The organism is Neisseria sp. P0021.S007, assembly GCF_051956855.1.
The window spans coordinates 1-664 of the sequence record NZ_JBQCXA010000592.1 but is presented as its reverse complement, the minus strand read 5'-3'; the positions used below and the strand labels follow the sequence as shown (position 1 = coordinate 664).

The window sequence follows — 664 nt, the reverse complement described above, 5'->3', positions numbered from 1 at the left end:
CGTTTGAGCCATGCCATGCGCTGTTCGGACGAGCCGTGTGTAAAACTGTCGGGAACGACGTAGCCCTGCCCCTCTTTCTGCAGGCGGTCATCGCCGACGGATTCGGCAGCCAGCATGGCTTTAGTGATGTCTTCGGCTTTGAAGATATTATTGTTGACGGCGTAATGCCCCCAAATGCCCGCGTAGCAGTCCGCCTGCAATTCGAGTTTGACGGAAAGGGCGTTAGCTTCTTTTTTGCCGACCTGTTGCTGCATTCTGTGGACTTTGGGCAGGATACCGAGCAGGTTTTGAACGTGGTGCCCGACTTCGTGTGCAATGACGTAGGCAAACGCGGCATCGCTGGCAGAGTTGAGTTTGGTCTGCATATCTCTATAGAAGTCTAAGTCGAGATAGACTTTTTGGTCGCCCGGGCAGTAAAACGGACCCATTGCCGATTGACCCATGCCACAGGCTGTGGATGTGCCGCCGTTGTATAACACCAGCGTGGTCGGGGTGTAATTTTGTCCGTGTTGTTTGAAATAGCTGCCCCAAGCTTTTTCCGTATCGGCGAGGACGACGCGGGCAAGTTCGTTCAGCTCGGCTTCTTCCTGAGGTTTGAGCTGGGAGGTTTGGGTCGAGCCTGTACCCATGGAAGGCGTGCCGACCAAGCCGCTCAAATCGACGC

The 664-nt window shown here is 55.0% G+C and carries 1 protein-coding gene; it reads right to left on the bottom strand.

From position 1 onward, the window contains the following. Window positions 1-664: KPN_02809 family neutral zinc metallopeptidase (gene ypfJ, locus ACTHUR_RS14820; RefSeq protein WP_440399353.1), on the bottom strand; the 664-nt coding region annotated here is incomplete at both ends.